The following is a 26,842-nucleotide window of genomic DNA, read 5'->3' on the forward strand; positions in this document are numbered from 1 at the left end:
CTGCCGGACAATCATGACGCTTGTGATCAAATTCATCGCAGGGAACATATAAGAGTGAAGTCATGGCGATGCGAAAGCATATCGAAGGTTTGCGTGGTGACTATTTGGATTTGCCCGCATATTTGGCCCGGCTCCGAACCCGCCTGCGTATCGGGTAAGTGGACGTTTCACAAGCTGGCCGCACAGTCGCCTGGCTGCTGTTCTGGAATGAATGCACAATCCAAAACGAAGACGGGGGCATGCATTAAAGCTGCAAGTGCGAGCACTTCATTCTAACTTCCAGCTTCCATCTCCTTCGTATCATTTTTATGCCGGTTCATTTTTCTGCAAAATTCTCCTCATTGATTTTCATTAACGCTCATAGCGACTCAGCAACCTTGACAGTAAGCGTTGAATCCGCTTCCCTACTGCCATGCCATGAAAACGCTACGTTGCTTTTTATTAACGCTGATTTTGCTGGGCGCTCCGGCACTGACGGGTTGGGCGGCCGCCACGGACGGCACCGCCTGGCTGGAGTTCACCACCCTCTCCGAGGGCTGGGCGCACAGCCCCAATCATGTGCTGGCGGTGTGGATCACGGATGCCAGGACGAATTTCATCACGACGGTGCTGAAACATGGCAACAATCGCGCGCAACACCTTTCGACTTGGAATGCCGCGCGCCGCGGAAACGCGGATGTGGATGGGGTCAGTGGCGCCACGCTGACCTCGCATGGCGTCATCACCGCCGCTTGGAATTGCCGCAACCGGAAAGGCACAACCGTACCCGACGGGACATATCTGTTTTTCGCCGAATTTACCGAGGGGGATTTCCAAGGGCCGCGCGCCGTGTTTTCCTTTGTCAAAGGTCCGCAAGCCCAGTCCACGCAACTGGCCAGGCAGGGCAACTTCAAGGCGATCAAAGTCAGTTTCGTGCCAGAAAAGTGATCTTGAGGGTGACAGGCAAAGCTCCGGAGGAATTGTTCCCGCATCTCAAAGTTCAAGTTGTTTATGCCTAAATGAAAAGGAGAGGGCATTAGCCCTCTCCTTGTCTGAAATAAAAAGCAGACGCGTTTAGATGAACTCGTTGATCAGGTTTTCCAGGAATTCCTGGCGACCGCTGGTGTTCGGGGTGGAGTCACCCTTCTTGAGCATGTAGGTTTCCAGTTCCTTGAAACCGACTTTGCCCTTCTCGATGTCCGCCCCAATGCCGGCGTCCCAGGAGCTGTAGCGTTGTTTCACGAACTCCGCCAGACGCCCGTCCTTGCGGATAGCGGCGGCGATTTTCAGGCCCCGCGCAAAGGCGTCCATCCCGCCAATATGCGCGTAGAACAAATCCATGGGTTCAAAGCTTTCGCGGCGCACCTTGGCGTCAAAGTTCACGCCGCCAGTGGTCAAACCACCGTATTTGAGGAGGGTGAGCATGATCTGGGCGGTCAGGTAAACGTCGGTGGGGAACTGGTCGGTATCCCATCCGATCAACATGTCGCCGGTGTTGGCGTCAATGGACCCAAGCGCACCCGCCGCGCCCGCGACGTCCATTTCGTGCTGCATGGTGTGGCCGGCGAGGGTGGCATGATTGGTTTCCAGGTTCAGTTTCAGATGCGGGAGCAAGTCGTATTCGCGCAGGAAGTTCAGACACGCGGCGGCATCGGAATCGTACTGGTGCTTGGTCGGTTCCTTGGGTTTAGGCTCGATGTAGAACTGGCCCTTGAAACCGATTTGCTTTTTATAATCCACCGCCATGTGCAGGAATTTGGCCAGGTGATCCAATTCACGCTTCATGTTGGTGTTATACAGCGTCGAGTATCCCTCGCGTCCGCCCCAAAACACATAGCCTTCGCCGCCAAGTTCGTGGGTGACTTCCAGGCATTTTTTCACCTGCGCGCCCGCATAGGCAAAGACATCGGCATTGCAACTGGTGGCCGCGCCATGGACAAACCGTGGATTGGCAAACAGGCAGGCCGTGCCCCAGAGCAGCTTGATACCGGTGCGCTGTTGCGCTTCCTTGAGTGCTTTGGCCACGGCATCCAGGTTGGCGTTGGTTTCCTTGAGATTCTTGCCTTCCGGCGCGACATCGCGATCATGGAACGCATAATAGGGCGCGCCCAATTTTTGAATAAATTCAAACGCGGCGGTGACACGCTTCTGGGCGTTCTTGACGGATTCGGAACCGTCATCCCACGGGCGGATCATCGTGCCCGCGCCAAAGGGGTCCACCCCACGCCCGCGGAACGTGTGCCAATAGACCACGGAGAACCGCAGATGGTCCTTCATTGTCTTCCCCTCGACCAATTCGTTGGGATTATAATGTTTGAACGCCAAGGGGTTCTTCGAGTCAGGCCCTTCGTAGGCGATGTTTTTCACGTCTGGAAATGCGGCTGCCATAGTTCTGATTATTCTTTATTTATTGTTATCGTACGTCGTAACGAAATACCTAATGGAAACGCGGCTGGGTGGCAAGTGAAAACCGCGAAGAAAAGACTCAGGCGGATGGCGGTTCTACCGTTTGTCGCAACGTTGCCATCGCCACGATGGCCGCCTCGGTTTCCGCCGCTTGTTTCGTACGGCCTTTGCCGCGCCCCAGTTCGCGGCCGCCATGGAAGACCGCATATTCAAATTCGCGGTCATGATCCGGACCGGTGGGTTCGCCAATCGGCCGGTATTGCGGTGGTTCCGCCCCGGCAGCCTGAAGCGCCTCCTGCAACTCCCCCTTGGGATTGAACAGGCGCGGCACCAGCGGCGGTGGCCCCATCAGCTCCTGGAAAAGGTTGAGGATAACCGTGCGGGTGGCCTCGAACCCGCCATCCAGATAGACCGCTCCCAGCAGGGATTCGCACACGTCCGCCAGATTGGATTCCCGGTGGCGTCCCCCGCATTTTTCTTCCCCTCGCCCCAGGCGGAGGGTGTCGCCCAGCCCCAGTTGGCGGGCCAAGGTGGACAAACTGCGGCGGTTCACCAGTTCCGCCCGGCGTTTCGTCAGGGCACCTTCATCATGCTCGGGAAATTTCTGGTAGAGTTCGGTGGTGATGATCAGGTTGAGCACGGCGTCGCCCAGGAATTCCAGACGCTGATTATTCTCCGTGGTATGCGTGCCCTCATGGCCCACCGAGGGATGCGTCATGGCCAGACGCAACAAGTCGGGATCACGGAAGGTGTATCCTAAACGAGCTTGGAGAGTGTCAAATTCAGCCACAGTTCAACTTAAGGTTGCGCCCGGCGTTTGCCACGGCGATTGGGAACGGGAGCAGACGGTTCAGGGGTGGCCGCCGCAGCATCCGATGCGACTGGGGTATTCGATTCCGCGATCTGAGGTTCTACCGGCACTGAGACGCTTGCTTCAGGAACGGGTTCGGGTGCCAATACAGGTTCGGCGGGTTGCTCGACCACCACCTCGGTCAGAACTTCGAGTACTGACGGGGTCTCGACCACCGACGCGGGGATTTCGGATGACGTGGCGGCAGGTGTTTCACTGGCAACCGGCTCGGACGCCGGACTCGGCACGGCCGGATCAATTGCGGCAGGTTCGGATGGAACCGTTTCCGGCGATGGCGCGGCTTCCGGGAGGGCGTCGGCTGCGGGCGTTGGAGCGGGAACGGGTGGCACCTCCGGCAACCCGTGTTCCAGCAACTGGGCCACATCATGTTGCACTTGCTCAATGTGGTTCAATTGCAGGTTGGGATCTGCGATGGTGAACAGGTCCCCATTTTTCGCGTGTTCGTAAATGATGATGCGTTGACCATCCCGCTTGAGTTGTTCTTTGACTTTGAGCAGGCGCTTGCGTTCCAGCATCACCGCCAGGACGAAGGTGGACGGGGTATATTTGGGGTCGTTCAGTTCGACCAGTTTGCGCAACAAGGTTTCCGCCGTTTCCTTCTGAATGGCATCCGGTGGCGCTGCCGGAGGCGTTTCATACACTCCCTGCCAGTGGGAGACGAACCCTTTGCGGTCCTGCGATCCATGGCTGTGTTGCGCGGCCCAGCAATCCACACAAATATCCTGCCGCAGCAGTTCGGATTTATGATCCGATAACAGCGTATGATACGGTTGTTTATCCGCAAAATGCCGGCCACACGCCTGGCAGGCGTGCGCGCGCGACTGTATGTGCCAATCATTCATGCCCAATAACTCTCCCCATTATTCGCAATCCAGGCCCAAGTGCAATCCCGAATCCACGCAAACGGCTGGACAGGGCCGGGTTTTCCGGGCTAGATGATCCCGCAATATGAGTGTGCGAGTAAAAATCTGCGGGTTGACCAGCCTTGAGGACGCTCTGGGCGCGATGAACGCCGGGGCCGATGCCCTGGGTTTTATGTTTTACGAGGGCAGCCCGCGTCACCTCACGCTGGCTCAAGCCCGGGAAATCCTCGTACACCTGCCGCCGTTTGTCACGCGCGTGGGCGTGTTTGTGAATCCGTCGGCTGCCCAAGTGCGGGAAGCCATCGCGTGCGGGCTGGACGCGCTGCAATTTCACGGGGAGGAGCCTTCGGAGTTTTGCCGTCAATTTGGCCGGCGCTGGCTCAAAGCCTTTCGCGTGCGTGACGCCGCTTCCCTGGAGCTTTGCCGCCCGTATGCCGGAATGCCTTGGTTGTTGGATAGCTACGTGCCGGGACAACGCGGTGGCACGGGTGCCACGTTCAACTGGGAAATTGCCGCACAAGCCGCCCGGGAAAACCCACAAATCATCCTGGCGGGCGGGCTAACCCCGGACAATATCGCCGCCGCAGTGAAACAGGTCCGCCCTTATGGAGTGGACGTGTCCAGTGGGGTGGAATCTGCCCCAAGCAAAAAAGACCCGGAAAAAGTGTGCGCCTTCATTCGCGCCGCCAAACACGCGTAGTAACGCTTGGTTAATCCACGGCAGCACTTTCCCGAAAGTCACGCGGCGTCTGCCCGATACGGCGGCGGAACATCGTGGCGAAATACTGGCTGCTTTGAAAACCGCACGCGAGCGCCACGTCCGTGATGTTCGAGCCGGGTTGCGACTGAAGCAACTTTTTCGCCATTTCCACGCGGCAATGGATCAGGTAATCCGCCGGCGCCATGTTCACAATCTGCCGGCAATGATCGGCGAAGCGGCTGCGTCCAAGGCCGCATTGTTGGGCCATCTCGTCGAGCGTCCACGGATGCTCCAGATGGCTTGGTAGCGCGGCAAGAAATAGCTCCACGGTCCGGCGCGAAGAAACCAGCCGTTCATCCAAGGTGACCTTTTTCGCCTGAAGCAGATCGAGCACGGCGAGGAACAGTTCGTTGATGAATAAGCGCAGACGGCTTTGCGTCGAGGCCGCGTCCGGGTGTTGGATCAGCCCGGCCAGCCGCTCGAAACACGCGGCGATTTCGTCGTTGCCCAGCCAGACGGATTGTTCGTTGTGACTCAATAATCGCGTGAGTTGCAAGAGGTCGTCCGCGCTGAGAATGAGCCAGTCCGGCCAGCGCCAGGGTTGGTTGGGCCGGCGCACGTTGACATCCAGAATCAGCCAGTGGAGCCGCGTGGCTCCGATGTTTGGGTTCCCCAGACGGTGTCGTTGCCAGGGGCGTGTGACAGTCAGGTGTCCGCTTTCCAGCAGGTGCTGCTGATCCTCCACCAGAAAATCCGTTTTGCCCCGTGACAAATAGGTAAGTTCAATGCCTTCATTACGGTGCCAGTCGAGCCCCCAGTTCTGAGTGCCTTTGGCGTCCCAAAAGCCAATGGTGGAGACCTCCGGCAACATCCCCTCCGGCATGGGACTGCCCGGATAACCCCGCCGGGCAAGGGACGACACCCGTACCTCGCCGCGCCGCATCGCCTGCACCAGCGGCTCGCAGCGGTCGGCGTGATACGTCTCCTTGTGGCTGAGAAAGATGGCGGAACCAGTGGTTCCGGTGATTTTATTTGGCGGCCGTTTCATGTTCAATATTTACCGATGGATGATCTTGGAAGAAGGGAACCTTGGGTTTCGCGTATCGTCAATCGAAATATAAACAGCGAACCAAAAAAATTTATGAGCAATATCAAACTCGGCATTAACATGGAATTTGTCCGGCACGATGACAAATCCTTTGAATGGGGCGTCGCCAAGGCGGCCGAACTCGGTTACGAATACGTCGAACCCATGGTCCATTGGGGCCGCGAGTTGCTCAGCGAAGCCGGTTATTTCCACAGCGTTTCCATGCTGGATGACCCCATGCGCATCAAGCGCGCCTGTGAAAAGCATGGCATCAAGCTTTCCGGGTTGTCCGCCCATTGCCCGCTGATCAAGCCGGAAGTCAGTGTGGAGTACCTCAAGCAGGCCATCCGCTTTGGGGCCGAGTGCGGTGCGCCGGTCATCAACACCGATGAAGGGCCAAAACCCGTCTGGACCACCGAGGAAGAGGACCACGTCCTGATGCGCTACACCTTGAAAGAGGCCGCGCTGGTCGCGGAACCGCGCGGCATCCTGATCGGGCTGGAGTGCCATCAGCAATACAGCAAAACCCCGGCGGGTTTGGATCGTATCTACAAGCTGGTGAAAAGCCCGGCCATCGGCATCAACTTCGACACCGGCAACAGCTATCTCGCCGGTGAAGACCCTTACAAATGGTGCGAGCGCGTGGTGGGCCGCCTAGTGCATCTGCACGCCAAGGATATTTCCATCCAACACTCCGAGGCCGAGCGCGGCAAGGTCACCGGTACACCCGTTGGCTGTGCCTGCGGTGACGGCGTGATTGATTGGGCGCGCATCATCCGCATCTGCAAGAAGGCCAAGCGGGACATCGTGTTCTCCGTCGAATGCGGTACGGTGCCGCAGGCCGAACGGTCCATCAAACATCTCAAAGCGTTGTTGCGCTGAGCTTGCACCGCTGGACGGCCAAAATACCCTGTACCGCAAAGATTATGAACCCTTTGCCAACTCCGTTGCTGAATCCGACTGCCCGCCGACAGTTCCTGTCCACCTCTGGTAAAGCACTGGCGGGCGCGGCGGTCCTGACCGCCGTGGCTCGCCCCGGCTATACCGCCGAGGCCAACACGATTAAGATCGCGCTCGTCGGTTGCGGCGGGCGTGGTAGCGGAGCAGTGGCGCAGGCGTTGTCCACCCAAGGCCCCACGCAGCTTTGGGCCATCGCGGATTTCTTCGGGCCGAAAATCCAGAATACGCTGGGTCAATTGCAAAAGCGGTTTCCGAACCAGGCGGATAAAGTGACGGTGCCCAAGGAACGCCAGTTCACCGGGCTCGACGGCTTCAAACGGGCCATTGACACGCTCGACAAAGGCAGTGTGGTGCTGTTGGCCACGCCACCCGCATTTCGTCCCCAGCACGTCGAGTATGCCGTGCAAAAGGGCATGCATGTGTTCATGGAAAAATCGTTCGGGGTGGATGCCCCCGGTTCCCGCCGCATTCTCAAGGCCGGTGCGGAAGCCACGAAGCAAAACCTCAAAATTGCCGGCGGCCTAATGACCCGCCATTCCAAGCCCACTGGCGAAGCCATCGAACAAATCCACCAGGGCATCATCGGCGATGTGATTACCACTTGGGCGTATCGGATGCATGGCCCGGTCAAGTACCAGCCCCGGCAGCCGGATCAAAGCGAACTCGCCCATCAAATCGTCAACTATAGTTGCTATACGTGGCTGAATGGGACCTTCCTGCTCGATTGGCTGATTCACAACATCGACGTCTGCTGCTGGGTGAAAAACGAATGGCCGGCATCGGTGCAGGGCATGGGCGGCCGCCAGATGCGACAGGAGCCCGATCAGTTGTTCGATCATTACTCGGCGGAATACACGTTTGCCGACGGCACCCGCATGTTGGCGCAAGCTCGGCACATGGCCCAGTGTTGGGGGTTCTTTGGGGACGTCATCCAGGGTGCCAAGGGCTGCGCCGTGCTGGGCGAGGGTGTGCCGAGTCCCCGTATTTACAAAGGCCACAGGCAGGCCCCGGAAAATTTGATCTGGCAATATCAGGGGCCGAAATCCGATGCCTACCAGTTTGAGCACGACCTGCTGTTTGACGCCATCCGCAATGACAAGCCATGCAATGAAAGCGAGCGGTGCGTGAAGACAAACCTAACCGCCATCATGGGGCGCATGGCGTGCGAATCCGGCCGCATGATCACGTGGGAAGAGGTCATGAATTCAAACGCCGAACTGGCGCCTGGTCTGGACACCTTGACCAATGACGCTAATCCGCCGGTCATGCCCGATGCCAACGGCCAATATCCCGTCGCCAAACCCGGCGTGACGAACGTGCTTTGACCGGTCAAACCAGACTCCGCAGCAGCGCAATTTCCTTTTTCAGCACCTCGGGATGTTGCTCCTTGGGATAATGCTTCAGGCATTCATTCTCCAGGCACAGGTTCCCGGCGTAACCGACCTTGCGCAGAATGCCCGCGATCCGCGCATAATCCAAATCGCCCTCATGCAGGGCGATGGAGTACTTGGCATACTCCCAACCCATGGTGCGGCGCTCGTTCTTCTTGTCTTCCGGATAGCGCAGGTTCTTGCAGTGCGTGTGGCAGGTGCGTCCCGCGAACCGTTCCAGGATGCCGTAGAGATCGCGCAAGGGATGCCCGAACCAGTAGAAGTTCATGCTGTCCAGCGTCAGCGCCAGCTTGGGTGAACCCACGGCGGCAAACAGCTTCTCCAGCACCTCGGGGTCGTTCGTGAATTTGCCGTGATTCTCAATGCCGAAGCGCACAGGCGCATCCCCGGCGACTTCACAGAGTTGTTTGCACGCCTTGATGGCAAAGGGCAGCATCGCCTCGCCGGCCACCTTGCGCGGATAGACATCAATGCGGATGGCGCCCACGCCCAGCTTGGCGGCAGCCTGGGCAAGTTTGCCGGCCCATTCCACCTCCTGCTCCAGCCGTTCATCCAACCGGTTATGCATGCAGAAGCTGGTGATTACCTTTCCGTTTTTGGCAAAATCATCCCGCACCAATTTGATGCCATCCTCGGTCGCCAGGCTGTATTGCTTCTCGGGATGCTTCAGGCTGTTGCACACCAGTTGCTCATTCACTTCCACTTCCACGCCATCCACGCCGAGGAATTGCATGGCCGCCCAGCAATCCGGCTGCCCGGTGGTTGCCAGCAGGTTATCCCGGCAGGTCACCCGCCAGGGAGCGGGCTTGGCGGCACCGTGGGCGAACGGTTGGCCTGCCAGCAGCAGTCCGGAAGCCAGCACGCTTGAGGTTGTCAAAAATTCCCGGCGATTTAGAGACACAGGCGTATTCATGCGCGGCAGTATGACTGGCTTGGAAAATATTTCAACTTTGATTGCTGACCGTTTTATTCGAAATCATACACGACGACTTGGACGCAATTTTTATTTTCATGTTCCTGCCCAGAATTGTGTTAAAATTGTGTGAAAACTGTGTGATGCAGAAACAGATTCAAAACCATGGCAGAAAAATTTATTGGCAAAAATATTGTGGCCAGAAGATAGGAGCTTGGAGTCAGGAGTTGGAACCTTCAAACCGCGAAACGGGCTAACAACGCGAAAGCTGAAAGCCAGGAGAGAATCTGGGAATCAGGAGATGGAATCTGAGCAAGCCTGGCAAAGACGAAAACGAACCAGTCTATGAATGCCCTCTTTGCTTTTTCTGCGGGTCAGTTGGCGCGGAATGAATAATCATTGCCGGGGGTGCCGAACACCCAGGCATTAGAACGTCCCAAAGCATCCGTGACGTTGGTCAACATCTGGGCTATTCGGTCGGGGCGCAAACTGGGATGGTTACTGCAATGTGCAAGCTTGAAAGTCGGCAATAGATGAGTTAATCTGCGGCGATGAACACGACGGAGCAGGCCAAGTGTAATCGCCGGCTGGAATTAGCGCAGCGGGCGTATCAGGATTTTTACGCACAATGCTTTTGGTCGTACCGTCGTGATTTAAAAATCACTGAGGAGGATATTTCGTTTGTCATCCGCGAGCTGCGCCTGCATGGGGGTCACAAAGGCTACCGAATTGTTGCTGAGCTATGCCAATAGGACCATTTGAAAGTGAAGTGTTGCACACGTTGGCCAGCCAACGTAATCCAGACAGTTACATTGGCGGAGCAACCGTTTTATCAAACCATAGTATTGTTCGGTTTCGTCTTTGCGGAAGTGTCAACCATAACAAGGTTCATTATCCGAATGACCCCGAAAAATAGCAGGTTCATGCACTATCAGGTGTAGGGGACAAATTCAACTAGCGGAGCGTTAAAATCTGGAGTGGGCTGCATGGCCCCGGATGTAAGGGGGAAACGCGACGTTCGTCCGTCTTCATACGGTTCACAGTCCGTTCTGCTGCCGCGTAAATACTATCACGCAACCAACTCTCAAGCGGTTGTTGCACTATTTGAGCTGCTTCTGCCGCCAAACGAGCTGCATTATCATCCAACTGAATCGTCACCGAACTCATACCTTATACGCGGTGTGTCGTCAGGAACAGACTGTAACGTTTGCCTGGCTGGAGTGACCTGGCGCGTCACGGCTTGGAAATATGCGCAAGATTGCGCGTGGATTCTACCACCGCACTTAAAATTGCGGCGCCACCTAAAATGCTGGATCCTGCCTTGCAAATTTTCAATAACGAGCGATGCTTACTCCATGCAAGCGACAGATATTGCAAATTACGAACAAATGACCGATGGAGAACGGCTCATGCTGGCCGAGGAATTGCTGTCATCGCTCCGTAATCTTTCAGAATTACCGCCGCCACCGCAGCATGGTTTGGAACTAGAAAGACGGTGGCAGGAATTCCAAGCCAATCCCGCGATTGGCCTGTCAAAGGATCAATTTTGGGCGCAGGTCAACGCCTTGCTCCGATGAGTCGGCAACTCATCTTTTTTCCCGCCGTTAGCCGCGACTATGCCGAAGGGTATGTGTATTATGAAAACCTTTCCCCTGGTTTTGGTGGCGCGCGTTTTGAAGTCGCATTTAGGGATGCCATTACCTCCGTCGAGGTTGGATTGACCACTCATTACCGTTGTTTCGGAAACTTTCACCGTGTGCTGCTCCCAAGGTTTCCCTACAGTTTGTACTACCGGATGCACATGGAAACAGTCGTGGTCGTGGCACTACTTTATTCACGCTACGATCCTAAAAAGATTCAAACTATTCTGGCAGCGCGAGCAGCCGACCCGCAACCTTGATGACTTGGTACGATTGTGATTGAGGTGTCAAACCAGAATGGCGCTTAGATAGTTGATGGTGTGGGTTTCCACGTCGTAGAGCAGTCCCTGCATCTTCTGGGTGAGCCAAAGCTTCTGTTCAAAACCGAGGTTGGCGGTGGTGGTGGTGGTGTCGGCCATTATGTTGCCCATTGATGGATTACCCCCCTCAAACCGCCACCATGGGGTTGAACTCGGCTTTGATGGCCTCGATCACAATCTGCGCGCACGCGCGCGCATCCGAGAGCGCATCATGGTGGCGCAAGGGGATGCTGAACTTGCGGCAAACATCCGGCAGGGTGGTGGGCCGGATGTTCCACGCTTTCCGCGCCAGCTTGACCGTGCAGACAAAAGGCAGAGGCGGCGGCGCAACGGAGTGGCTGGTGCAACAGGCACGCAACACGCCCTTGTCAAACCGGGCGTTGTGCGCGGCGACAAAGTCAACCCCCTCCAGCAGGAGCGCGGCCTCGCGCCAAATGTCACCGAAACACGGTTTGCTCATCACATCCCGCCAGGTGATGCCGTGGATATGCGTAAAGAAGAATTGCTGGCGCGGTGGCTTAATCAGCCAGTGTTCCGTGCGCAGGATGCCGGTGGGTTCAGCAACCACCACCGATAATGCGCAGGCGCTGTCCTGCCCATAATCCGCAGTCTCAAAATCAATGGCGGCAAAGCGTTTAATACCCGCCACTCCGTTCCCCGCATCCGCTTCCGGCTGCCGCCCCGTTTGTCTGGCCCGCTTCAGTTTACTTGGCATGGCGGCAGCGTAACTATTGCAACGTGATTTACCAAGTTTAAAATGTCATCCGCCCAGCCCGCCAACCTCTTTTTTAGATGATGGATGCCCGCCATTGATTCGCCGGGCAGCGGCGGCGCGATTCAACGCGCCGACGGTGAAAATGAGGGGGTACAGCTTTTCGTAATACCAAAGGGAGGCGAAATACAATCCAATCGGACTGGGCACAAATGCGGTTCCCTCGTTGGTATGCGCCTGCAACCATTCCAGCCCGCGGTGGACGGACTCCAGATATTTTCCACCCGCTCCGGCCAACGCGCATACCGCCAACGCGGTTTCCTCGATGGATACGTTCCCTCCCCTGCCCCCACTCCAACCGCCTTCGGCATCTTGCACCAGCACGAGCCATTGGCAGCCTTTATCCAGCATGGGTTGAAGGTCCGCCACACCATCGCTGGCCAAACGTTGCAGGGAAACGACCACCTGCGCCGTCCCATAAGTGGGATTGGCATGATCGGTTGACCATTGGTTCCCAAACCATAATGGTATCCAGCAACCGTCGGCGGCTTGGGCCCTGGCCAGATATTCAATGCCACGGCGCAGCGCCGCCTCCAACCGCTGCCGCATCACCGGGTCCGCCGTCGCGCGCCACGCGGCAAACGCTTGCAACGCGTGCGCGGTAATATCCGGGCAACTGCGATCAAACGGTAATTTCCCCCAACCTCGACAAAAGGTGGGCAGGCCGCCATCACTATTTTGCAGGTCAAGCAGCCAAGATAGCCCGGCACGAATCGCGGGCCAGTCCTGGCTATCGGCGACGCCAAGCCCTTTCAGCGCCACCAGCGCCCCGGCGGTATCATCGGCATCTGGCACGCCGCCAGAGAGCGGCGTCCAAGCCCACCCACCGGGTGCGGCATGCGTAAAAGGATGTTCCCGCCGATGCTGCTGCGCGAGCAACCAACGATGAACCGACTGCCGCTGCGCCAGGGTGAACGGATTCTCCCCCGCCAACAGATGGTTTACCGCCAGGGTGGTGACCCAGGTAGCCAGATGGGTGTCAATCGGCCAACTGCCATCGGGCCGTGCCGAGGCCAATAAAAACTTCCGACCGTGTTGGACGACCGGATGATCTGGAAACCCCGCCGCCGCCAGGCTCAGAACGACAAAGCCCGTCAGGGGGGTGGCTTCCAAGAAACCACCGGACTCCGGCTGCATTTTTTCGAGCACGTCGAGCACCCGCACTTTGATCCGCTCGCGCAAGGCAAACAGAAGCGACCACCGGCTGTGCGCGTGCTGATGACGCACCAGCCCAATGGCGATTAACGCGGGAATGGCGTAGCTGACCACCGGCAGGCGCAGCCAGCGGAATAACTGGTGGGGAAACATGGCCAGTTCAAACGGCAACTGCGGAACCCGCGGCCAAGGGTTTTCACCCAGCCGGCCCGCCAGCGCGCACACCGTGAGAATCGGCGTGGAAAACGTGCGGTCATTGCCGTAGAACCCCAGGACGGAGTCTCTGATGGAATCCGCCTGTAACCCGCCCATTTTACGACTCAACCAACCTTCCGCGAGGGCCACGGTACTCCGGTGATTTTCGCCGCCGGTTACTGAAAACGCGCACCAACACAACAAGGTGGTGCTTAGATTCGCAGGGCTATCCACCGTATCACCCCAACCGCCATCGGCATTGATATGATCCACCAGCCACTGAAGGCCGCGTGTCAAGAACGGTTGGTCCAATGGTTCGCCGCACCGTGCCAGCGCCAGCACCGCCACCGCCGTGGATAAGGCACTGCTGGACAACCAGCCTTCCCAACAACCTTCAGGCCGAAACTCGGCCATCAGTTGCCGTTGCACCCGTTGCGCAACGGCCTTGATCCGGGCTGTCACCGGGTCACTCATGCGTGTGCCTCAGCCATGAGCAGGCCCAGCGCCAACAAACCGTAGTAGGTGTATTCGCAATCCGTTTCCGGATCGGCGGCATGACCGCTGAAACCGCCGTCGCCAGTCCAGAGGGATTCCACAAATTCCAGGCAGGCTTGACGGTGTTCGCCCAACGGGATTCCCAACAAGGCCAGCGCTTGCAGCGCGGTGGCGGTGGAAAGCAAATCGGGCAAGGGAGTTCCCGGCGCCGCCAGGAATCCCCCCTCCGGCACCCAACGCGCCAGCAACCACTGGCCCGCCGATTCGGGAACCGGGAGCCCCTGGCGAAGCCGCAAAGCAATGGCCGCCGCCGTGACCGTGGTGGTTCCCGATTGCAGACCGGCCTTGCCGGCGTACCCGCCATCCACCGGCTTTAGTTGGCTGGTCCAGCACAAAAAATCCTGAGAACGCGGCAGGTCAACCCCCATGGTTTCGTAAGCCAACCGAGCCAGGAATCCCTCGTAGATTGCCCCGTTGAAATTCGCAGCGTCACCCGGCGTGAGGCGTTGGTTATACCCGCCATCCGCACAACGAAATTGTTCCAGCCGCCCAAGAATTTCACGATTGACGGCCAAGTTGGCCCGCGTGGAAGGCAATAGGGCGCGACAACGGGACAGACAGGCGCAGTGGATAAAATCCAACGGTTGCCCGGTGCCAAAACGTTCCAGGTATTCGCCCACCGCTTTTTCCGGGAAAGGCAATCCCAACCCCTGCCAGCATTCGAGTTGGAAAACCGTGTAATACAAGTCCCCTGCCCGGCTGCGACCACGACACCCGCCCTCGGGCAGCCACTGGCTGGCAAGGTACCGGGCAAGCAGGCTGGTTGCCTCCGGCTCCAGGAAACGGGCGGCGATTTGGAGCGGATTCAGAATTCCCTGGTGGCTCGCGGCAGTCATCGGAAACACCAGTTCAACCAAGGATTTTGCCAACGAGCCGCTGCAACAAGCCTTTGAGTTGCGCGTTGCGGAGCGGACTCAGGGAGCGGGTGGCTTCATTCTTGTAATGTTCGAGCAACTGACGCGCCTTTTCCTCGGCGCGCTGGCTGACAATCAGTTCATGCACCTGCGGATTCGACCGTGGTCTCCCGGCGGCCTCCCGCCAGGCGCGGACCATGGTTTCCCGGGTTTCACTATTGGCGCTTTCATACGCCAAGGCGTGCAGCAGCGAGGGCCGCAGCGCATCGGCATCATTATCACTGCCGGACAAATCGTCCAGGTCATCGCGAATTTGATAGGCAATGCCCAGCGATTCACTGAACGCGGTCAACACCTGGCTGACCTCATCCTTCACGCCGCCGCTGATCGCCCCCAAGCGCAGCGCCACCCCAAACGCGGGCGCGGTCTTGCGGCGGAACAAATCCAAAACCTTGCGCGATGACAAGGCTACCGGATTGCGCACCCAGCACAATTCCTCGCCCTGCCCCAGGCAAAGATTGCGATGCCCTTCGGCAACGACCGCGAGCATACTGGCCGTTTGTTCCGGCGGCAGCCCGCAGTTGGCAATCAGGCGATACCCCTCCCCCAAAAGATAATCACCCACATTCAACGCCACGGGAACCCCGTGCTGATTGTGCAGGGTCCGTTCACCGTAACGATAATCATCCCCATCCTCGATGTCATCATGCACCAGCGATGCCTTGTGAAAACATTCCATGGCCACGGAGACACGATGCACTTTGTCCGGCAACGTTTGCGCCTCGGTGCCGGTTACGGCCTTGTACACGCAAGTGGCCAGCAGCGGGCGCCAGCGTTTTCCAGACCGCGCCAACCATTCCAAGGCAATCTCCTCGGTCTGCGTGCCCTCGGGGGCAAGCACCCGGCGCAACGCCTCCGGCGTGAACCACGTCTCCACTTCGTCGCGCAGGCGGTCAATATCCACCTGCCCGAGCCAATGCGCGTCGGAGCGGAGCCGGATGGCCTCGCGGATCCAATCCACATCCACCTGACTGTTGTCACAATCCCCCCGAACCAGAGGAACCGCCAAACCGGGAATGGCATGGGCAGCCATGTGCGGGAAGGCCCGTTCGAGCACTGAGAGGCAACTGACACCGATCACCGCATCCACCTTGCCCTGTTCCAGCAACTTGGTGACCACCGTCGTCCCCTCCGCCACCAACACCACGTAACCCAAATCCTCCGCCTCGGTCTGAATATCACCCGTTGGGCACCGTCCGCACTGCGCGCAGAGCAATCCCAATTCATCCATTTCGGCGGGGCACACCGCCTTGGTGCGCAGGCACTGCGGCAGCATCAACACCCGGCGGTCAAACGGAATGCCCGCCATGGTATCCCACCAGACTTCATTGCCCACCAGCACGGTGATAAAATCTCGATACCCCGGCTGAATTTCGGCTTGTTTCAGAATGGCATCCGTATGCTGGCGCAGCTCTTCCATGGACAGCGGCGGCACCAGCGCCATCTGGGTGACATACTGGCGCACCACGCGGCGAAACGATTCCCGCTCCGCTTTATTTTGCGGCATGCCGATGCCAGACCCTTTTTTAGGAGAGTGTTCGGCTAACAGAGACGATTCGGATCGTCTGCCACTTACGATTGGCGTTGTCATGCGATGCGATTCAGAACATACAATAGGAAAGTGCGTCCGTAAAGCAGGGGTTTAAGGATCGTGAAATACCCCCAAACCGCGTCCGGAAGGCTTGGGAACAACGGTGCCAACTCCGTACCATTTCGGAACCAACAGCCGCTTTTGCGCGGTGCAGGAATCCAAACGGTGTTGCCATCCTCCAATCCCGCGTGCCGGTCAAGGGGCGGTTTTCAAACCCTCCCAGTTCACCACCCAATTGCCATCATCCGGAAAACCCGGGGCATGACGCTTTGGCGCGCCATCCCATCCGGCGGCCATCATCGCCACAGCATAGAGCAGGCCACCATTACCGGGCAGATAGGGACATGGCCCGCCCGTGTTCACCCCGCGCTGGTCGAATTGATTTCGCGCACTGTCCTTGAGCAAGGCCTCCAAGGCAATCTGCGGTTCACCCACCCGCGCGGCAGCCATGGCCATCCATGGGCAATCCCAGCCCCAGGTGCGATTCCAGTTCCAGGTTTCCCAGACCTTCAGCACCGTGCGATGCGCCGTCTCGGCGTCCACGCCCACCACCGGCGGCAACATGCCCAGAACGCCCACCGGGTCAGGATGCTCCCAAGCGCGCTTGGTGTAGGTGTCATGCCACTCGGCAGAGTGAACGAACACGCCATCCACGATGGGCAACGGCGCGAGATGGCGACGCACCTCGTCCCATTGCGGCACGCGAGCCTGGCCCAACCGTTCGCGCCAGCGCTGCGCCGCATCCAGGCCCCAGCGCCAATACGCCAGGTCAAAGACCGTGTCGCGCGTGATCCCCTGCTCGCTGGGCGGCATCGCGGGCACCAGCGAATAGACGCCGTTCGTGGCATCGCGGGTCGGGTAATCCGCCATGTGCACGGCGGTGCCGTTCACAATGTCCGCCCATTTTTCCAGCGTCGCCCGCGTGGGGCGCAGACGGTATTCCAACTCCGCGAAGAAAATCGGGTGCGGCTGTTTCCAGAGCAAGACCTGGTTGCCCCCCCACGGCGCGCTGCGCCCCTCGGGGCCGACGGACTTCGCCCATTTCAAACCCTGATAGCCAAGCTGGGCGGCTAGGGCACGGGCGGCGGGCGCAAATCGTTGATAACATCCCAGCGCCTGATCCGCCATGTCCCAACGATCCCACAAGGCGTAATGCGCCAGGTGCCACCAGACCATTTCCATGTGAAACTGGCTGCGCCATGGATCCAACCCCATCAACCCGGTTTCAGCGGATGGATAGCTGCCCGCCGATTGCGCGGCCATGAGGTATTGCGACAGCACGATGCGCCGCTCCAATTCGCGCCAGCGCGGATCTTTGCTGGCGGAAAGATCCACCGCGCCACCGGTTTTCCAGAAGGTTTCCCACCGGGCGACGCATGCGCGCCGACTGTCCGTGAAGGAGGGTAATTCGCTGACCAGGTTCGTGTGGGCAAATGCACAGACAAACTCCAGCTTATTAGTACCCTGAGCTTGCAGCCGATAAAGATGGCGGCCCGACCCGCCGGAAAGCTGGAGCATCTGGTTATCCGGAACCACAATCTTCTGTTCCTTGCCAGCCAAGGCATACACCACCCGCAGGCTCTTTGCTTTTCCCGGAGCCGGGTCAGCAGCCATTGACTGAAAGTTAACCGTCAAGGCAAGACGTCCGTCTTTGGCCGCTCCGGCCACCTTGGCGGTTACATCCGCCCAGCGATCACCAGCACCATACTCCGCTTTGCGGATTTCCAACGGCGCTACGGTGACATTGCCGGAAGGTTCGATCAATACAGCACCCGATGACCATGCGAGCGCCGCACCATACTGGACGGAATCCACCTGGCGCTGAAAGCTGGCGCGGTTCCCGGCGTTGCGGATCACCTTGGTTGTGTGCGCATCGTCGCGGGCAAAATCCCCCACCCAAGCGCCGTTGCGCAGATTCGGATAGGGAAAATCCACCGCGACTTCCAGTCCGCACCGGACAAGCAGCGGGGATTCAATCCGCACCGCCATCGCGTCGAGCGACGGATGGACACAGGTTTCAACACGCACCGGCTCGCCGTTGACCTGGTACGTTGACGTTTGCACGCCCGACCACAGATCCAATGTGCGTGCCAACCCGGAGATTTCCGTTACCGTCAGTTCTGCGCCATCGGCCTTGCACAGGCGCAGCCGGCCCAAGTTGATCGCATGTGGATTATCAAACATCCAGGTGCGGATCGCGGCGGCATTCTTCGGAAAAACATCGCCGCCGACATTGCGGCCTTGCTGGAAAGTGCCAGTGGGCGGCACTTGGTCGGCAGTCCAACCCGCTGGCAGCGGAAACGAATGCCAGCCCCAATGTGACATCGAATTGCCTCCGAATGTTTGCAGCCCGGTGCCATCCGCATTAAAACAAAACTCGCCATTGCCGAGCGGGATTTGTCCCGCCGGATCATTCCATTCCAGGTTATGCCGCGTGACCAAGGCATGACGGTCAATGCGTTGGGAGGAGGCCGCAGCCTCGGCGACCTGGAGGGCGACGAGTGGCACAGCCAAAAGAGTCGTGAGCACGGAACGGATGATTTTATTCATAGTGATTGCCACGTAAATTCACCTTCGCATTCCACGCGTTGCACCCACTTGGCCAAGTGCTTCCGTGGCTTCATCCAAAGCTGCCATTTGCATGGGCCCAATATCATTTGAATCCAACCGGCTGGCAAGCCTGCAAATGAAAAGCGGCTCACCCGTTTAAACGTGACCCATTTATGATGGGTTATCACAACGCCATGCGGTGCCCGGCCAGATGATGGCATTAAAAACCGTCACAAAATGCTTGCACCAAACCAGGTTTAAGCGCTGAATTGTTCCGAATTTGTTACGTAAATAGAACGTTGCTTATGAAAAAATTTATTCTGGCCAGTGTGATGATGGCGGCAATCCTTGCCGCGCCGACCCCTACGTTTGCCGCCGAAAAAGCGGAAAAGAAAACCGAGAAGAAAACCGAGGGCAAGAAAAACTCCTTTGTTGGCACCGTCAAGGCGATTGACAAAGAGAAGATGACCCTGACGCTGGGAGGCAAAGAAAATGACCGGCAATTCCAGATCACCTCGGACACCCGCTTCACCAAAGGCGGCAAGCCGGCGGTCATTGAAGATGTGAAGGAAGGCGAAAAAATCACTGGCTCGTACAAAGACGTGGATGGCAAGTTGAACTTGGTTAACGTCTATATCGGCGGTAAAGACGCCAAAAAAGAAAAGTAAGCCGCTCTGGTTTTCCGCCCCGGCAAGGGTTGCGACGGCTTGATGGATAATCTTTTCGCGCATGGCCGAAATCGTTTTATCCACGCTGAACGCCAAATACATCCATACCGCCTTCGGGTTGCGATACCTGATGGCGAACTTGGGTGATTTGGCATCCCGCACGGCCCTCGTTGAATTTGACCTCAATCGCCGCCCCCTTGAACTGGCCGAAGCGCTGCTCAAACACGAGCCGCGCATTCTCGGGCTCGGTGTGTACATCTGGAATGTCACCCAGACCACCGAACTCGTTGCCATTTTAAAACGCCTGCGCCCGGACTTATGCATCATTCTCGGCGGGCCCGAGGTTAGCTATGAATATAATACTCAACCGATCGTCGCTTTAGCGGATTACGTCATTACGGGCGAAGCGGACCTGAAATTCGCCGAAGTGTGCCGGCGACTCCTGGCTGGTGACCGGCCACCAGCCAAAATCATCCTCGCAGAATTGCCGGAGTTCCACCGCCTCAAGCTGCCATACGCGTTCTACACGCCCGAGGATCTAGCCCACCGCCTGACCTACGTCGAGGCCTCGCGCGGCTGTCCGTTCTCCTGCGAGTTCTGTCTTTCATCGCTGGACATCCCGGTGCGGCAAGCTCCGCTGCCGGACATCCTGGCCGCCCTCGCCGACCTGCTGGATCGTGGGTCCACCCAGCTTAAATTCGTGGATCGCACCTTTAATCTCGATCTCAAATTCAGCCGCGCCATCCTTGAATTCTTGCTGACCCGCTACCAACCGGGACATCTCTATCACTTTGAACTGGTACCGGATCGCCTGCCGGATGAACTGCGCGAAATTATCGTCAGATTCCCGCCCGGTGCGCTGCAATTCGAGGTGGGCATCCAAACGTTCAACCCCGAGGCAGCGACCCTGATTCAACGACGCCAAAACTACGACCGGCTGGCGGAAAATCTGCGCTTCCTGCGCCAACATACCGGCGTCCATATTCACGCCGATCTCATCTTTGGCCTGCCCGGCGAAGATGCCGCCAGCTTCGCGACGGGCTTCGACCGGTTGCTTGCATTTCAACCGCAGGAAATTCAGGTGGGCATTCTGAAACGCCTGCGCGGCACGTCCCTTGGCCGGCACGACGCCGAATGGGGCATGGTGTACAACCCCAACCCGCCTTATGATATCTTGCAGAATCGCCTCATTCCGTTCGCCGAAATGCAGCGGCTCCGTCGTTTCGCGCGTTATTGGGATTTGGTGGCCAATAGCGGCAACTTTGCTCGCACTGCCCCGCTGATCTGGGAGTCAACCCCGTCCGCCTTCGCGTCATTCATGCAATTGAGCGACTGGCTACATCAGACGGTGGGACGCACCGACGCCATCTCCTTGCCCCGCCTCATGGAACTCCTGCACCAATATCTGGTCCGCGAACGCGGCCTGACCGCCATTGCGGTTGCCGAAAGCCTACTGCGCGATTACCAAGCGCCAGGCCGCCGCGAAATTCCCGGATTCCTCCAGGCCCACCTGCCCGCCACCCAAAGCCACCCGCCGGTTCCCCAAACCTCCACTCGCAAGCGCCGCCAGGACCGCCATCTGACCGGAGAAACCTCCAGTATGAAGGAGATGGAAGCTGAGAGGTAGTTATCAGTTATCAGTTATAAAATTCCCGGTCCGTGGTCCATTTCGGTTGCTGTTTCCACATAGGTCTCACCACTACTAATGGGATACGAAAACCATTCCTCCACAATAGCTTGTGTTTTGATGAAAAATGCTGTAGATTTTAGTTGTTTTCAGGTGGTATCTTGGTAACAAACTCAGACGGTTGTCTGCCATCTTTGATGGCGGCGAATGAAAAGATTTGGCTATGGCCGAGAAAGATAATAACAAGAACGTTTACGACGAGAGCAAGATCAAGACCTTGTCCTCGCTGGATCATATCCGTTTGCGGACGGGCATGTATATTGGCCGCATCGGCAGCGGAGCCCATTACGACGATGGCTGTTATATCCTGATGAAGGAAATCGTCGATAATGCCATTGATGAATACATCATGGGGCACGGCAAGGAAATCCAGATCACCGTGCAGGATAAGAAGGTGGTCGTGCGTGATTATGGCCGCGGCATCCCGCTCGGGAAAGTGGTGGATTGTGTCTCCACGATCAATACGGGCGCCAAGTACAATGATGAGGTGTTCCAGTTCAGCGTGGGGCTGAACGGCGTTGGCACCAAAGCGGTCAACGCACTTTCCAAATTGTTCACCGTGCGCAGTCATCGGGACGGTGAATTTTTTGAAGCGACGTTCAAACAGGGCAAACTGAAAAACGAACGGGGTGGCAAAGACCCGAAGGAACCCAACGGAACGTTGATCACCTTCGAAGCCGACCCGGAAATCTTCAAGGAATATGAGTACCGCGAGGAACACATCGAGCATCGGCTGCGGCACTTCAGCTACCTGAACCCGGGCTTGCGGCTGGTGTATAATGGCAAGCTGTTCCTCTCGCGGCACGGCTTGCTGGATCTGGTGCTGGAGGATTTGAAGGCGGACAACGCGGAACCGATCTACCCGCCGCTGCATTACAGCAGCAAGACGCTGGAATTTTGTTTCACCCATACGAACAGCCGCTACGGCGAGACGTTTTACTCGTACGTCAACGGCACCTATACCTCGGATGGCGGCACGCACCTGAGCGCCTTCCGCGAGGGGCTGCTCAAAGCCGTCAACGAATATTCCAACGGTAAGTTTGAAGGGGACGACGTGCGCGAATCCATGGTGGGTGCCATCGCCATCCGGCTCAAAGACCCCATCTTCGAGTCACAGACGAAAAACAAGCTGGGCAACACGGACATCCGCACCGATCTCGTGAACAAAGTGCGCGAGGAGTTGCTGCACTTTTTTAATCGCAACAAGGAGATCGCGGAAAAAATCATCAGCAAGGCCAACGATACCCAGAATTTGCGCAAAGAGTTGCAGGAGGTGAAGAAGCTGGCGCGCGAGCGATCAAAGGCCATCACGCTGCGCATTCCTCAACTCAAGGATTGCAAGACGCACTTCGACAAGAAAAAGGAGAAGGGCGAAGAGTCCATGCTTTTCATTACCGAAGGGCAATCCGCCGCCGGCTCGATCGTCAGTTGCCGCGACGTGGAAACCCAAGGCATCTTTACCCTGAAAGGAAAGCCGCTCAACGTCTGGGATCTGCATCGCGACGCCATTTATAAAAATGACGAGATGTACAACCTGATGCGCAGCCTGGACATCGAGGATACCATTGAAAATCTGCGCTATTACAAAGTCATCCTGGCCACCGACGCCGACGTGGACGGCATGCATATCCGCAATTTGATGGTTACGTTCTTCTTCCGCTTTTTCGAACAGGTGGTTCACGACGGACACCTGTACATCCTCGAGACACCGCTGTTCCGCGTGCGCAACAAGCAAAAGACCATTTATTGCTACTCCGAGCAGGAACGCGACACGGCCAGCGGGGAATTGGGCAAGAGCTGCGAAATCACCCGGTTCAAAGGTTTGGGGGAAATCAACCCCGCCGAGTTCAAGCAGTTCATCGGGGATGAAATGCGCCTGAGCAAAGTGGAATACGCCTCCAAACCCGAGGCCAGCAGCATTTTGAGCTTTTACATGGGACGCAACACCCCGGAGCGCAAAGAGTACATCATGGAAAACCTGGTGGTACCGGTGGAAGACTAAGCGCAGAGACAACATGAGCACCCCAAAGAAACGTCCCGAAGACGCCCCCCAGCCCGAACTGCCACTGGTTCCGGAAGCCGGCGGCATTGAATTGAACGCCGAGAGCCCGCAGCCGCTTAACCTGCCAGTGCCAGCCGTGGCTAAACCCACCCCGCCCGCCGCCGATGCTCCCACCAACGGCAACGGAAATGGCAACGGCGGCCACGTTATCAGCGAGGTCGTGCCCGAGTTACCGACGCATACCTTCAACGGTCCCCCGCACCGACCGGAGACGCCCTTGCATCAGCGGATGGATACCTGCTTCCTGCAATACGCCTCGTATGTCATCCGCGACCGGGCGATTCCGCACCTCGCCGATGGGGTGAAGCCCGTCCAACGCCGCATCCTGTGGGCGTTGCACGGCATGGATGACGGGCGGTTCATCAAGGTGGCCAACGTGGTGGGCGAGACGATGAAGTTCCACCCGCACGGCGACGCCTCGATTGGCGACGCGCTCGTGGTACTGGCCAATAAACGTTACCTGCTTGAGGGCCAGGGGAACTACGGCAATATTTTCACCGGCGACCCGGCGGCCGCCTCCCGTTACATCGAGTGCCGGCTAACCGAGTTGGCCCGCACGGAGGTGTTCAACGACGAAATCACCGAGTGCATTCCCAGCTACGATGGCCGTAACAAGGAACCGGTCACCCTGCCCTCCAAGCTGCCGCTGCTACTGATGTTGGGCACCGAAGGCATCGCCGTCGGGCTTTCCGCCCGCATCCTGCCGCATAATTTCCCCGAACTATTGCAGGCCCAGATTGCCATCCTGAAGAAACAGCCGTTCAAGGTGCTGCCGGATTTCGTCACCGGTGGGCTCATGGATGCCCGCGATTACCGGGACGGCCTCGGCAGTGTCAAAGTCCGCGCCAAAATCAAGGTCAAGGACGAGGACACCGTCGTCATCAAGGAAATTCCGCCTTCGACCACCACGGATTCCCTGATCGGCTCAATCGAAGACGCCACGCGCAAAGGCAAGCTCAAGGTGCGCAGCATCAACGATTACACGGCCGAAGACGTCGAAATCGAAATCAAGGCGCCCAAGGACGTCAACCCGGAACAACTGGTGGATGCGTTGTACGCCTTCACGGAGTGCGAAGTCACGATTCACAGCCGCATTACCGTCATCAAGGAAAACCGCCCGGTCGAGTTGTCGGTCTCCGAGGTGCTCCGGCAGAACACGGATCAGTTGGTGGCTATCCTGAAAAAGGAACTGGAACTGAAGATCGGCAAGTTGCTGGACGAACTGCATTTCCGCACCCTCGAGCGCATCTTCATCGAGCAGCGCATCTACAAAAAGATCGAGCAATGCAAAACCAACGAGACGGTGATGGCGGCGGTGGTAGAAGGCTTCAAGCCGTTTGAGAAGGAACTCCTGCGGGAACTGGTTCCGGCAGACGTCGAACGGCTGCTCAGCGTGCGCATTCGCCGGATTTCCTTGTTCGACATCAACCAGCACCGCGAAGAGACGCAAAAGGTCAAAGCGGATTTGGCAGAGACGCAGAAATATCTCAAGAACCTGATCAAATACGTCATTGGCCACTTGGAAGAGTTGCTGGCCAAATACGGCCCCATCTACCCGCGCCTGACGCGCTCCAGCCGCTACGACGAAGTCGAAGCCAAGGAAGTGGCGTTCAAATCCTTCAAGCTGGCCTACGACCGCGAATCCGGTTACCTCGGCCATAAAGTGTCGGGCGACGAATTCAAGATTGATTGCACCAAGTTCGAGAAGCTGCTGCTGATCTTCAAGGACGGTCACTACAAGGTCATTGATCTACCGGAAAAGCTGTTCATCGGGCCGGATCTGATTTACTGCTGCATTCCCGACCGCGAAAAGGTGTTTACCCTGGCCTATTCCACCCGCGAGGCCGCGTACCTGAAGCGGTTCACCTTCGGCGGCTGGATCATGAACAAGGATTACCAGTGTACGCCCGAAAAGGCGAAAATCCTGTATCTCGAAGCGGATACCCCGCCGCAGTTATATATTCGCTACAAGCCGGCGCCGTATCAAAAGGTCAACCAGCAGACCTGCAATCCGGGCGAACTGGATGTGAAGACCCCAAAGACCTTGGGCCGGCAGATTTCCATCAAGGAAGTGTCGTCCATCACCAGTCAGCCCACGCGCGGCTGGGACGCCGAAGCGCCAACGACCAAAGTGGTGTTTGCCTAGCCGAGCATCCCACGCTCAAAGTAGGCGTGGACGTCATTACGCTCGAACCCATCGCCTGACCGGGCGCGTGATCGCCTACTTAATCACCTTTCCATTGCGATCAGATTACAGTGAATGGTCAGGCCCATGGTTTTGCGTGCTCAAGTCTTGTTTGAAAACTTGGCATACCAAAATTAAACCCGATAAGGGGGTGGCTCTTCGTGGAGGAAATACGCGTGAGCGGCGTCCGCGGCGGCTTGATCGGCATTGGGGACCTGTTGCGCCAGGAGTGGTGGAAAGGCTGGAACAGCATCCTCCGCCTTTTTGCGGCGGCCTCCGCGCTTCGGCTTGCCAACTGGAGCCAATGGGGCGGTGATCTGTTCGTAAAGCTGAAACAGGTATTCCACCCGCTGGCGGTCGGACGCGAAGGCTTCTTTGCGATAACAACGATCCACGGCGCGGTCGAGGGCGGCATGGGCTTTCGCCAGTGCGGCAGGCATGGTTAATGGATCGTAGAGATCAGCGAGGGTACAAGCGGCACTTTTTTGGCGGACGGGAAGATAGCCGTGGCGGCCATCGCCGCATTCCACCCGCAGATCGAGAATATGTTTTGCTGCCGATTCCAATTGTTCGCGCTGCGCGGGTGTCACTGCTGTCGGCCACGGGAAATTATTATAAACGATTTGATTTGAGTATCGAAAGCGGCTCTCCAGCCTCCCGCAGACGTGCTTGACCCAGGCCATGTGCATTGTGGAAGTGAGGATGGCAAAGTGATAGAGCGTCGCATCCGGCACCACGCTCACAGCATTGCTGGCAATGATATTGGGACGCAGGAAACCAATCGGGATATAGTTGCGGGTTTCAGAGGAGACGCCGGGAATCAGGAGGTAGTTGCTGGCGGGCTGCCGGTTCTCACCAAACAGGGTTGGCTGTTTGGCCAGCGCGCGAGTGGTTGCGCGCGCGCTCTGCAAACGATGATCCTTGACCGCTTCAATGCGGCGCATCACCGCAGACATTGCCCTGATTTCTGCCGCTGTCGCCTTGGCCAACCAGAGGCACCACCGCTCAATGCCGTTGATGAACTCTTCCGCGCCCACAAAGGGAAGGAGGAACTTTTCCGCCTTGGGCTCAATCTCAAGCAATTCGGCTTTCTCGGCCTGGTTCAACAGCAAGTGTCCACCATCATTGGGCATGGATCCAAAAACGATTTCTGGAACCGCACAGAGAGGTACACTCAGTTTTGTGAGTACGGTATCACTACCCTCCACCAAGTAAGGATTGATGTTGGCAACTCGAGTACATGTTGGATGTTCCAAATCGGTATCGTAGTCCGTGATAAACTTGGCGGGCACATCGGTTGGGCCAAACCCGATAATGACAACATGCACATGCGCTTTGCCGCGCGCCTCGCTTTCCCATGGAAAAGCACGGTGCGCGA

At 57.6% G+C, this 26,842-nt stretch carries 22 protein-coding genes; 10 read left to right on the forward strand and 12 right to left on the reverse strand.

Going from position 1 to position 26,842, the window contains the following annotated elements; translation table 11 throughout:
- Nucleotides 1-417: 417 nt before the first annotated feature.
- On the forward strand, nt 418-927 hold the full coding sequence (locus tag WCO56_17585) for a DUF2271 domain-containing protein (protein MEI7731390.1): 510 nt from the start codon (nt 418-420) through the stop codon (nt 925-927).
- A 126-nt stretch (nt 928-1,053) separates the two neighbouring features.
- On the opposite strand, the gene xylA is transcribed toward WCO56_17585, so the two are convergent.
- The 3 genes from xylA to WCO56_17600 all read right to left on the reverse strand — a co-directional run bounded on the left by xylA (nt 1,054) and on the right by WCO56_17600 (nt 4,098).
- A complete protein-coding gene (gene xylA, locus WCO56_17590) occupies nt 1,054-2,367 on the reverse strand; it encodes a xylose isomerase (GenBank protein ID MEI7731391.1) in 1,314 nt (437 codons plus the stop codon).
- Between the two features lie 97 nt (nt 2,368-2,464).
- Nucleotides 2,465-3,175, reverse strand: coding sequence for a ribonuclease III (gene rnc, locus WCO56_17595; protein MEI7731392.1), 711 nt, complete (start codon nt 3,173-3,175; stop codon nt 2,465-2,467).
- Nucleotides 3,176-3,183: 8 nt separating this feature from the next.
- On the reverse strand, nt 3,184-4,098 hold the full coding sequence (locus tag WCO56_17600; protein MEI7731393.1) for a hypothetical protein: 915 nt from the start codon (nt 4,096-4,098) through the stop codon (nt 3,184-3,186).
- A 106-nt stretch (nt 4,099-4,204) separates the two neighbouring features.
- Here WCO56_17600 and WCO56_17605 point away from each other — a divergent pair, with 106 nt between their 5' ends.
- Nucleotides 4,205-4,819, forward strand: coding sequence for a phosphoribosylanthranilate isomerase (locus WCO56_17605; protein MEI7731394.1), 615 nt, complete (start codon nt 4,205-4,207; stop codon nt 4,817-4,819).
- 10 nt (nt 4,820-4,829) lie between these two features.
- Here WCO56_17605 and WCO56_17610 read toward each other — a convergent pair whose 3' ends face one another.
- Nucleotides 4,830-5,867, reverse strand: coding sequence for an AraC family transcriptional regulator (locus tag WCO56_17610; GenBank protein MEI7731395.1), 1,038 nt, complete (start codon nt 5,865-5,867; stop codon nt 4,830-4,832).
- A gap of 93 nt (nt 5,868-5,960) precedes the next feature.
- Between WCO56_17610 and WCO56_17615 the strand changes: the two genes are divergently transcribed.
- On the forward strand, nt 5,961-6,788 hold the full coding sequence (locus WCO56_17615; protein MEI7731396.1) for a sugar phosphate isomerase/epimerase: 828 nt from the start codon (nt 5,961-5,963) through the stop codon (nt 6,786-6,788).
- Nucleotides 6,789-6,832: 44 nt separating this feature from the next.
- Complete coding sequence (locus WCO56_17620) at nt 6,833-8,191, forward strand: gfo/Idh/MocA family oxidoreductase (GenBank protein MEI7731397.1); 1,359 nt, start codon at nt 6,833-6,835, stop codon at nt 8,189-8,191.
- A gap of 4 nt (nt 8,192-8,195) precedes the next feature.
- On the opposite strand, the gene WCO56_17625 is transcribed toward WCO56_17620, so the two are convergent.
- Nucleotides 8,196-9,134, reverse strand: a complete 939-nt coding sequence (locus tag WCO56_17625) for a sugar phosphate isomerase/epimerase family protein (protein MEI7731398.1) — start codon at nt 9,132-9,134, stop codon at nt 8,196-8,198.
- A 1,022-nt stretch (nt 9,135-10,156) separates the two neighbouring features.
- Here WCO56_17625 and WCO56_17630 point away from each other — a divergent pair.
- Both WCO56_17630 and WCO56_17635 read left to right on the forward strand, forming a co-directional pair.
- Entirely contained in the window at nt 10,157-10,747 is a 591-nt protein-coding gene (locus tag WCO56_17630) for an addiction module protein (protein ID MEI7731399.1), read from the forward strand.
- A complete protein-coding gene (locus tag WCO56_17635; protein MEI7731400.1) occupies nt 10,744-11,070 on the forward strand; it encodes a type II toxin-antitoxin system RelE/ParE family toxin in 327 nt (108 codons plus the stop codon). Before WCO56_17630 ends, WCO56_17635 begins: the two co-directional genes overlap by 4 nt.
- Before the next feature lie 27 nt (nt 11,071-11,097).
- Here the strand turns inward: WCO56_17635 and WCO56_17640 are convergent, their stop codons facing one another.
- From WCO56_17640 to WCO56_17665, 6 genes are all read right to left on the reverse strand, one after another.
- A complete protein-coding gene (locus tag WCO56_17640) occupies nt 11,098-11,241 on the reverse strand; it encodes a hypothetical protein (protein ID MEI7731401.1) in 144 nt (47 codons plus the stop codon).
- 16 nt (nt 11,242-11,257) lie between these two features.
- Entirely contained in the window at nt 11,258-11,845 is a 588-nt protein-coding gene (locus WCO56_17645; protein MEI7731402.1) for a 3'-5' exonuclease, read from the reverse strand.
- Between the two features lie 45 nt (nt 11,846-11,890).
- Nucleotides 11,891-13,726, reverse strand: a complete 1,836-nt coding sequence (locus WCO56_17650) for a prenyltransferase/squalene oxidase repeat-containing protein (GenBank protein MEI7731403.1) — start codon at nt 13,724-13,726, stop codon at nt 11,891-11,893.
- Nucleotides 13,723-14,643: a prenyltransferase/squalene oxidase repeat-containing protein gene (locus WCO56_17655; GenBank protein ID MEI7731404.1), complete on the reverse strand. Its 921-nt coding sequence runs from the start codon at nt 14,641-14,643 to the stop codon at nt 13,723-13,725. Before WCO56_17655 ends, WCO56_17650 begins: the two co-directional genes overlap by 4 nt.
- Before the next feature lie 13 nt (nt 14,644-14,656).
- Nucleotides 14,657-16,228 carry a polyprenyl synthetase family protein gene (locus tag WCO56_17660; protein MEI7731405.1) on the reverse strand — a complete coding sequence of 524 codons (1,572 nt, stop codon included), beginning with the start codon at nt 16,226-16,228 and terminating at the stop codon, nt 14,657-14,659.
- Nucleotides 16,229-16,507: 279 nt separating this feature from the next.
- Entirely contained in the window at nt 16,508-18,862 is a 2,355-nt protein-coding gene (locus WCO56_17665) for a hypothetical protein (protein ID MEI7731406.1), read from the reverse strand.
- Nucleotides 18,863-19,167: 305 nt separating this feature from the next.
- On the opposite strand from WCO56_17665, the gene WCO56_17670 reads away from it, so the two are divergent.
- The 4 genes from WCO56_17670 to WCO56_17685 all read left to right on the forward strand — a co-directional run bounded on the left by WCO56_17670 (nt 19,168) and on the right by WCO56_17685 (nt 25,425).
- Nucleotides 19,168-19,530 carry a hypothetical protein gene (locus tag WCO56_17670; GenBank protein MEI7731407.1) on the forward strand — a complete coding sequence of 121 codons (363 nt, stop codon included), beginning with the start codon at nt 19,168-19,170 and terminating at the stop codon, nt 19,528-19,530.
- Between the two features lie 61 nt (nt 19,531-19,591).
- Complete coding sequence (locus tag WCO56_17675; GenBank protein MEI7731408.1) at nt 19,592-21,157, forward strand: DUF4080 domain-containing protein; 1,566 nt, start codon at nt 19,592-19,594, stop codon at nt 21,155-21,157.
- A gap of 223 nt (nt 21,158-21,380) precedes the next feature.
- Nucleotides 21,381-23,219 carry a toprim domain-containing protein gene (locus WCO56_17680; GenBank protein ID MEI7731409.1) on the forward strand — a complete coding sequence of 613 codons (1,839 nt, stop codon included), beginning with the start codon at nt 21,381-21,383 and terminating at the stop codon, nt 23,217-23,219.
- A 13-nt stretch (nt 23,220-23,232) separates the two neighbouring features.
- Complete coding sequence (locus tag WCO56_17685) at nt 23,233-25,425, forward strand: DNA topoisomerase IV subunit A (protein MEI7731410.1); 2,193 nt, start codon at nt 23,233-23,235, stop codon at nt 25,423-25,425.
- 173 nt (nt 25,426-25,598) lie between these two features.
- Here WCO56_17685 and WCO56_17690 read toward each other — a convergent pair.
- The coding region (locus WCO56_17690) for a type IIL restriction-modification enzyme MmeI (protein ID MEI7731411.1) at nt 25,599-26,842 on the reverse strand (1,244 nt) is incomplete at its 5' end.

The organism is Verrucomicrobiota bacterium (assembly GCA_037139415.1).
In the GTDB taxonomy this organism is placed as follows: Bacteria; Verrucomicrobiota; Verrucomicrobiia; order Limisphaerales; family Fontisphaeraceae; genus JBAXGN01.

Coding starts and splice junctions, on each gene's coding strand:
- WCO56_17585 (MEI7731390.1), top strand. CDS start 418: ATGAAAACGCTACGTTGCTTTTTATTAACGCTGATTTTGCTGGGCGCT.
- xylA (MEI7731391.1), bottom strand. CDS start 2,367: ATGGCAGCCGCATTTCCAGACGTGAAAAACATCGCCTACGAAGGGCCT.
- WCO56_17600 (MEI7731393.1), bottom strand. CDS start 4,098: ATGAATGATTGGCACATACAGTCGCGCGCGCACGCCTGCCAGGCGTGT.
- WCO56_17605 (MEI7731394.1), top strand. CDS start 4,205: ATGAGTGTGCGAGTAAAAATCTGCGGGTTGACCAGCCTTGAGGACGCT.
- WCO56_17610 (MEI7731395.1), bottom strand. CDS start 5,867: ATGAAACGGCCGCCAAATAAAATCACCGGAACCACTGGTTCCGCCATC.
- WCO56_17615 (MEI7731396.1), top strand. CDS start 5,961: ATGAGCAATATCAAACTCGGCATTAACATGGAATTTGTCCGGCACGAT.
- WCO56_17620 (MEI7731397.1), top strand. CDS start 6,833: ATGAACCCTTTGCCAACTCCGTTGCTGAATCCGACTGCCCGCCGACAG.
- WCO56_17630 (MEI7731399.1), top strand. CDS start 10,157: ATGGCCCCGGATGTAAGGGGGAAACGCGACGTTCGTCCGTCTTCATAC.
- WCO56_17635 (MEI7731400.1), top strand. CDS start 10,744: ATGAGTCGGCAACTCATCTTTTTTCCCGCCGTTAGCCGCGACTATGCC.
- WCO56_17640 (MEI7731401.1), bottom strand. CDS start 11,241: ATGGGCAACATAATGGCCGACACCACCACCACCACCGCCAACCTCGGT.
- WCO56_17645 (MEI7731402.1), bottom strand. CDS start 11,845: ATGCCAAGTAAACTGAAGCGGGCCAGACAAACGGGGCGGCAGCCGGAA.
- WCO56_17650 (MEI7731403.1), bottom strand. CDS start 13,726: ATGAGTGACCCGGTGACAGCCCGGATCAAGGCCGTTGCGCAACGGGTG.
- WCO56_17655 (MEI7731404.1), bottom strand. CDS start 14,643: ATGACTGCCGCGAGCCACCAGGGAATTCTGAATCCGCTCCAAATCGCC.
- WCO56_17660 (MEI7731405.1), bottom strand. CDS start 16,228: ATGCCGCAAAATAAAGCGGAGCGGGAATCGTTTCGCCGCGTGGTGCGC.
- WCO56_17665 (MEI7731406.1), bottom strand. CDS start 18,862: ATGAATAAAATCATCCGTTCCGTGCTCACGACTCTTTTGGCTGTGCCA.
- WCO56_17670 (MEI7731407.1), top strand. CDS start 19,168: ATGAAAAAATTTATTCTGGCCAGTGTGATGATGGCGGCAATCCTTGCC.
- WCO56_17675 (MEI7731408.1), top strand. CDS start 19,592: ATGGCCGAAATCGTTTTATCCACGCTGAACGCCAAATACATCCATACC.
- WCO56_17680 (MEI7731409.1), top strand. CDS start 21,381: ATGGCCGAGAAAGATAATAACAAGAACGTTTACGACGAGAGCAAGATC.
- WCO56_17685 (MEI7731410.1), top strand. CDS start 23,233: ATGAGCACCCCAAAGAAACGTCCCGAAGACGCCCCCCAGCCCGAACTG.